Origin of the sequence: Candidatus Burkholderia verschuerenii (assembly GCF_001189365.1) — a bacterium.
GTDB classification, from domain to species: domain Bacteria; phylum Pseudomonadota; class Gammaproteobacteria; order Burkholderiales; family Burkholderiaceae; genus Caballeronia; species Caballeronia verschuerenii.
In genome coordinates this window covers 1-5570 of record NZ_LFJJ01000268.1, presented here as the reverse complement: position 1 = coordinate 5570, position 5570 = coordinate 1, and the positions used below count along the sequence as shown (strand labels likewise).

The window sequence follows — 5570 nt, the reverse complement described above, 5'->3', positions numbered from 1 at the left end:
CATCCGCACCTCGTCAAAAAATGCAGGAATCAAGCGTTAATATGCCTGCTTCCTGCAATTCGCTCAACATGGTTTGGGCTGTAACGCCTTATCGCGTAAGGCTTTGAGGATTGTTCAGGGTCGACTAAGAAGTTGAGTTTCCTTTTTAAGAGAAAGGAGCCGCGCAATGGCGACCCTTTGTTGACTTCACGGAGCCGACAGAATCGGGCGGCACAGAGGTTCTTGGCGTCGAGCGCCGACCTTGTGCTGCCACGGACTCTGACCCGGAAAAGGACTCGCATGAGTCAACCGCACGCGCGATCTTGGCTGTGCAGAACGTTCGGGTAAAGCAAAGCTCATAGCATCAAATGCTGACGCGTGGACTAAGCTGGCATCTGTAGAAGCGTGATCACCTGTTCGACACTGAGTCCATGTCCTACGAGTTTTGTGCGCATCGGCTCGAAACGCTCAAACATGCGTTTATAGCCGTGGTACGTCGGATAGTGCGAGTTCAAATCACGGTTTTTGAAACGACTGAAACGAGCCATCTTTTCAACGAGGAATCGCGCGATGCTCATCTGGTTCGATTCGTTGTTACCGTCGAACCCTGCAAACTGCACACTCTCACCGAGCGGGCCGACCTGTTCTGCGATCTTCTTCTTTTCTACTGCAGTGAAGCCCGCATAGGCTTCCTCGATAAACGACCACATATCGAGTACATCGACCACGTGGCGCACGTCGTCGGGGTTGTCCACATGATCGTGGAAGACACCTTGCATGTCCCATTTTGGCGCCCAATAGTGGCCGCCATAGATCACATCGGCCAAAAACTGCGGGTTCGACTCAGGATCCTTGATTTTCAGCGCCTTGAAAATGTCACCCATCATGAGCATGAGCATCTTCTCGCCGTCGCTGAAACGGACCGACCTAGACGAACCAGCCGACAACCCTATGTCGATGAGTTCACGAATGGCGGCTGCACGCGACAGACCTCCACCCCTTTGCTGTTTTGCCCACGCATCGACGCGAGCAAGTTGTTCCTCATCGAGCCGCAGCTCAAACCGTTCGGATTTCGGCGGCATAGTCCTTCCCTTGATGTCCGTACACTATTACGTACGGTATGTACAAATATACGGAAATTCAAGTAAATATGAGCGCAATCTATACTTGGTGAGTAGCGCGGCGTACGTCCGCGCAAACCAGTTGACGAAACCGTTAATAACGATTAGTATCCTGTCAACGCATTTGGCTTTGCCATGTGCCCAGTCAACGCATTTGGCTTTGCCATGTGCCCAGTCAACGCATTTGGCTTTGCCATGTGCCCAGCTTCCGAGGCCCGCAGCGAGAAATCGTGTGCGGGCTTTCGTGTTTCTAGACCCTAAAAAGGCCTGCCTGTGCACTACGTAGTCTACCTGGATGAATTTGGGCACATTGGCCCCTACGTCTCAAGAACACACGAAAAATACAATGACAGCCCGGTATTTGGCTTTGCCGGTGTCGTGATTCCTGCTCAGGAAGTGCGCGAATTCGCGATCTATTTTTACCAACTGAAATGCCGATTGCTGGCGTGGGATCTTAAAAATAAAAACCCGGGTAATCGACCCGCATATCAGTGGGAGAAAAAAGGGTCGGCCGTCTACACAGTAACTAACGTCGAAAAGTACCGAGAACTCCGTAACGCGACTTTCCGGCTCTTGAACCACATCCATTCGATCGGTGGTCACGTTTTCTACACCGGAGAACACAAGACTATCCTTCCGAAAGAGCATGACTCAGCAGAGACGTTCAAGCGACAACTTGTGCAGACTATCCGGAAGCTCGACCGGTTTTGCGCCAAAAGCGATTGCTCTTTTCTTGTGTTGCTGGATGAGCAGGAGGCAGGCGACAAATGGCGGGAGGGCAACGTGGAAGCGTGTACGTTGGCCATGTTCGAAGATCCCTCTGAAAAATGCCGAACCTTGATCGAGCCGCCTTTGCAAGGCGAGAGCCATCTTTTCCAAACTCTGCAGTGTGCTGACTGGATATGCGGTCTGGTTGGCCGTCTCACGGCGTTTGCTGTGGCACCAGGCGAATACGCAGACTGGGAAATCTTCCACAAGTATTTTCACGATCGAATTCAGGAAACCGCATTGCCTTGCAGCGGACTTGAACACCAGAAGGCATTCACGGTCCCGGCCGAGGTCGCTGGAGAGCATCTTCCGGATGCGGCCGGTCGACTTGCAGGAACGTAGGCAGCGGATACCCTATGACCTCAACTAGATTTGCGATGCAATGATCGAATTCAGCAAAAGTTGTGTGTCGGAGGCTGGTTCATGGTGCCAATGGCCCGGACACCGCTGACTTTCGAGCGCTGTGCCCGGCTTCTCCTCGGTGGCCGCGGCGCTCGGCGCAGCACTCGGATCGTGTGCTTACGATGATAGCCTATCAATTGAACGAACTCGTCCAAGATCTAGCGCCTGTCGTCCCGGCCAGAACGGCGGTACCGCTCACCACATTCTCGCCCTCAGAAGTCTGATGGAGAGGGTGGTAGTCACGCGGCCTTGGGCCAATCCGCAGAGGTGGACAAGAATTAGCGATTATGCGGGAAACACGGGAGCAGGAAGCACAGATGTCCGCCGTGTCACGGCGTTAACGGCTACCTTCGCGTTCATAGTTTTGCTTGAGCGCCAGGCTGGCACCTTGCTCCAGTCGCACCAACTTTGTCCGCGCCACCTCGAGCAACCGGCAGTCGGTCGGATAGGCGATTGCCTTCTCTTAAACCGTGCTATCGTCGATCCGCGCTCGAATCCAACTGGCTTGATTGCCTTCATTTGCGTAGCCGCGGCAATTGTCGTCGCCAGCAACTCTTCGAAACCATCTTCGCCCAACGCTTGCCGAAAGCGCGCAAGGTTGGTCGGATCGCACGGCATGCGCGCTTGAAAGTACTTCTCGCCGCAGAGCAACCGGAAGTACACGTCTTGCGCCTAGTGCTCGCACACCGGCTCGTCGCTCTCGTTGTCAGCGTGTTTTAAATACAGCTGCCCCACACCATCGAGCGAATCGGCAATCGAGGGCGACCCGCCGTGCTCCCGCCACCGACGGCCATCACCGCCGTCGCGCCGAACAGATCAACGCCTGCCAGAACACGGCCTTCACGGGTACGGCGTTCGAACTTCTGCGTGAACGTCACTTCGACCGACGCCCACGGCAGGCGGATGGCCAATCCAGTGTCTTGCTGAACTTGCTCCGATACCTTATGCAGGGACGACTTCTTAGGAATGCGAAGCTTCCTGTAATTTGCCAACGTCGCGCTACCGACGTGTCATCATGATCTCAACGAGAAAATTCACTCGCGCGACGGCTCTCGTGGCTCGACGCCTCTTTTAGCGTGCCATTGGTCCATCTCTCCTCCGATGCTTTTAGATGAGCTCGCATCGCGGCCTGTGCTGCGATGGGGTCAGCTGCCCGCAGGGCTCTCCAGATATCTTCGTGTTCGCGAATCGCTGCGCCCCACGTCTCCGGGCTCTCGGTGTGATCCCGCATGGCAGCGGCGATCGGATCATGGCGGCTATCGAAAAGCTGGCCTACGAAGCGGCGGAGCACAGAGTTGCCCGAGGCCTCTGCGATAAGCATATGAAACTGTCGGTCCGCTTCAACCGGTGACTTGCCGGCAACTGCTAGCTGGCGCATCCGGTCTATGGTGCGGCGTATACGGTCCAACATGGCGGCAGTCATGCGCGCGGTGGCGAGTACCGCTACGCTACCTTCGATCGCAGCGCGCGCCTGCATCAGTTCCGATGGACTGTCGCCGAGTGCTGAGACTGCCGCGGCACTGTGCTCGTCGAAGTTCGCCGCTCGAACGTAGACTCCCGACCCAACACGGATTTCGACTTGACCTCCAATCTCCAATGCGATCAGCGCCTCGCGCAAAGACGGTCGCGAAACCCCTAGCTTGATGGCTAACTCGCGCTCCGCCGGCAGGCGCTCCCCCGGCGGAAACTCGCCTTCCTTGATGAGTTTGATGATCTGGCTTGCAACCGATTGGTAAAGCCGCTTTGGTTCGATTGATTTCATGAAGCGGTCTGAAGAATTAATGAGGCAAACGAGCTGCGCGCCTCAGTCTAGCATTCCATCGCGGCACGACGCGTTCGCCCGCGACGGGACAACATATGGTTTTCTCTATTGGTAAGGACAGTTAGAAAAATACAAATTGGCTTGACCTAATTAAGAAAGCCCTGTCTAATCTGTCGCAAATGGACCGACCAGTAACACGCCAGGTTGGCCGCTTCATAGGAGACGCTATGGCAACGCCTCACGGTCTGTTGGCTTCAGCCGCTGATGTCCCTTGTCTTGCCAAGCAGGAGATTCTGCGCCTCGAAGGAATTGGCAAGCATTTTCCCGGTGTCGTCGCGCTAGACGGAATAAACTTGGATCTTCGGGTCGGGGAAGTACATGCCGTTTGCGGTGAGAACGGGGCGGGGAAATCGACGCTGATGAAAATCATCAGCGGGCAATACCGCCCTGACAGCGGCGCGATCTGCTATCGAGGGGAACAAGTCCACTTTGCTTCGACGTCGAACGCCCAAGATGCCGGCATTGCGATCATCCATCAAGAGCTCAACCTAATACCGCATCTGAGCGTTGCCGAGAATCTATTTCTCGCACGCGAACCCAAGCGCGGTCCGTTCGTGGACAAGCGCAAGCTCAACGACGACGCGAAGCGATGTTTAGCACGCCTCGGCCTTGACGTTGCCCCCTCTACGCTTGTCGGCACGTTGTCAATTGCGCAGCAGCAGATGGTAGAGATTGCCAAGGCATTATCACTCGACGCTCAAGTGTTGATCATGGACGAACCAACGTCCTCATTAACAGAGTCAGAGACCGTCTACCTTTTTCGCATCATCAAGGAACTGCGGGGAGCTGGCGTTGCGATTCTATATATATCGCACCGTCTAGACGAAATGCAGCACATCGTCGATCGAGTGACAGTGTTGCGCGATGGTCGTCATATCTCGACAAACGACTTTGCTTCTCTTTCGGTCAACGATATTGTCGCGCGTATGGTAGGACGGTCGCTTGACGACGCGTATCCGCCACGGCGATCCGTCCCAACGACTGACGTACTGCTCAGCACACGAAACTTGCGCCGCAGCGGGGTTTTTGGTCCCGTCTCATTTGATCTGCGTAAGGGAGAAATACTCGGCTTTGCCGGGCTCATGGGCGCAGGCCGCACTGAAGTGGCTCGGGCGATATTCGGAGCCGACAAGCTTGACGAAGGGACGATTACCCTTAGAGGAAAGCCAGTATCGATCCGCTCTCCGCGGGAGGCCATTCGCCACGGCATCGCTTATCTCTCAGAAGACCGGAAGAAAGAGGGGCTTGCTCTATCAATGCCGATCGCCTCCAATATCACCCTCGCTAACGTTCGAGGCATCGCTCCTTCAGGCTTCCTGCGCTTCAGTGAAGAAGCGCGTGTTGCGAAACAGTACGTAGTCGGCCCTTCAGAATTAGTCGAAGTCAAGGGTGGCAAGGGGCCGCCGGAAGATCGTGTTTCCCAGAACTCCCAGAAGCAATATTGATCTGAATGGTTTCCTGGGAGTTTGGAACTTCGC

5 protein-coding genes are annotated in these 5570 nt (G+C 55.2%); 2 read left to right on the top strand and 3 right to left on the bottom strand.

Annotation, left to right across the window (positions count from 1 at the left end; genetic code table 11):
* Nucleotides 1-362: 362 nt before the first annotated feature.
* On the bottom strand, nt 363-1061 hold the full coding sequence (locus BVER_RS27140; protein ID WP_050455900.1) for a YfbU family protein: 699 nt from the start codon (nt 1059-1061) through the stop codon (nt 363-365).
* Nucleotides 1062-1373: 312 nt separating this feature from the next.
* Between BVER_RS27140 and BVER_RS27135 the strand changes: the two genes are divergently transcribed.
* On the top strand, nt 1374-2210 hold the full coding sequence (locus BVER_RS27135) for a DUF3800 domain-containing protein (protein ID WP_050455899.1): 837 nt from the start codon (nt 1374-1376) through the stop codon (nt 2208-2210).
* 776 nt (nt 2211-2986) lie between these two features.
* On the opposite strand, the gene BVER_RS27130 is transcribed toward BVER_RS27135, so the two are convergent.
* Both BVER_RS27130 and BVER_RS27125 read right to left on the bottom strand, forming a co-directional pair.
* Nucleotides 2987-3181 carry a hypothetical protein gene (locus tag BVER_RS27130; protein WP_050455898.1) on the bottom strand — a complete coding sequence of 65 codons (195 nt, stop codon included), beginning with the start codon at nt 3179-3181 and terminating at the stop codon, nt 2987-2989.
* A 110-nt stretch (nt 3182-3291) separates the two neighbouring features.
* Entirely contained in the window at nt 3292-4032 is a 741-nt protein-coding gene (locus BVER_RS27125) for a FadR/GntR family transcriptional regulator (RefSeq protein ID WP_050455897.1), read from the bottom strand.
* A gap of 227 nt (nt 4033-4259) precedes the next feature.
* Between BVER_RS27125 and BVER_RS27120 the strand changes: the two genes are divergently transcribed.
* Nucleotides 4260-5537 (top strand): sugar ABC transporter ATP-binding protein, encoded by a 1278-nt coding sequence (locus tag BVER_RS27120; RefSeq protein ID WP_232316844.1) that lies wholly within the window; start codon nt 4260-4262, stop codon nt 5535-5537.
* Nucleotides 5538-5570 lie beyond the last annotated feature (33 nt).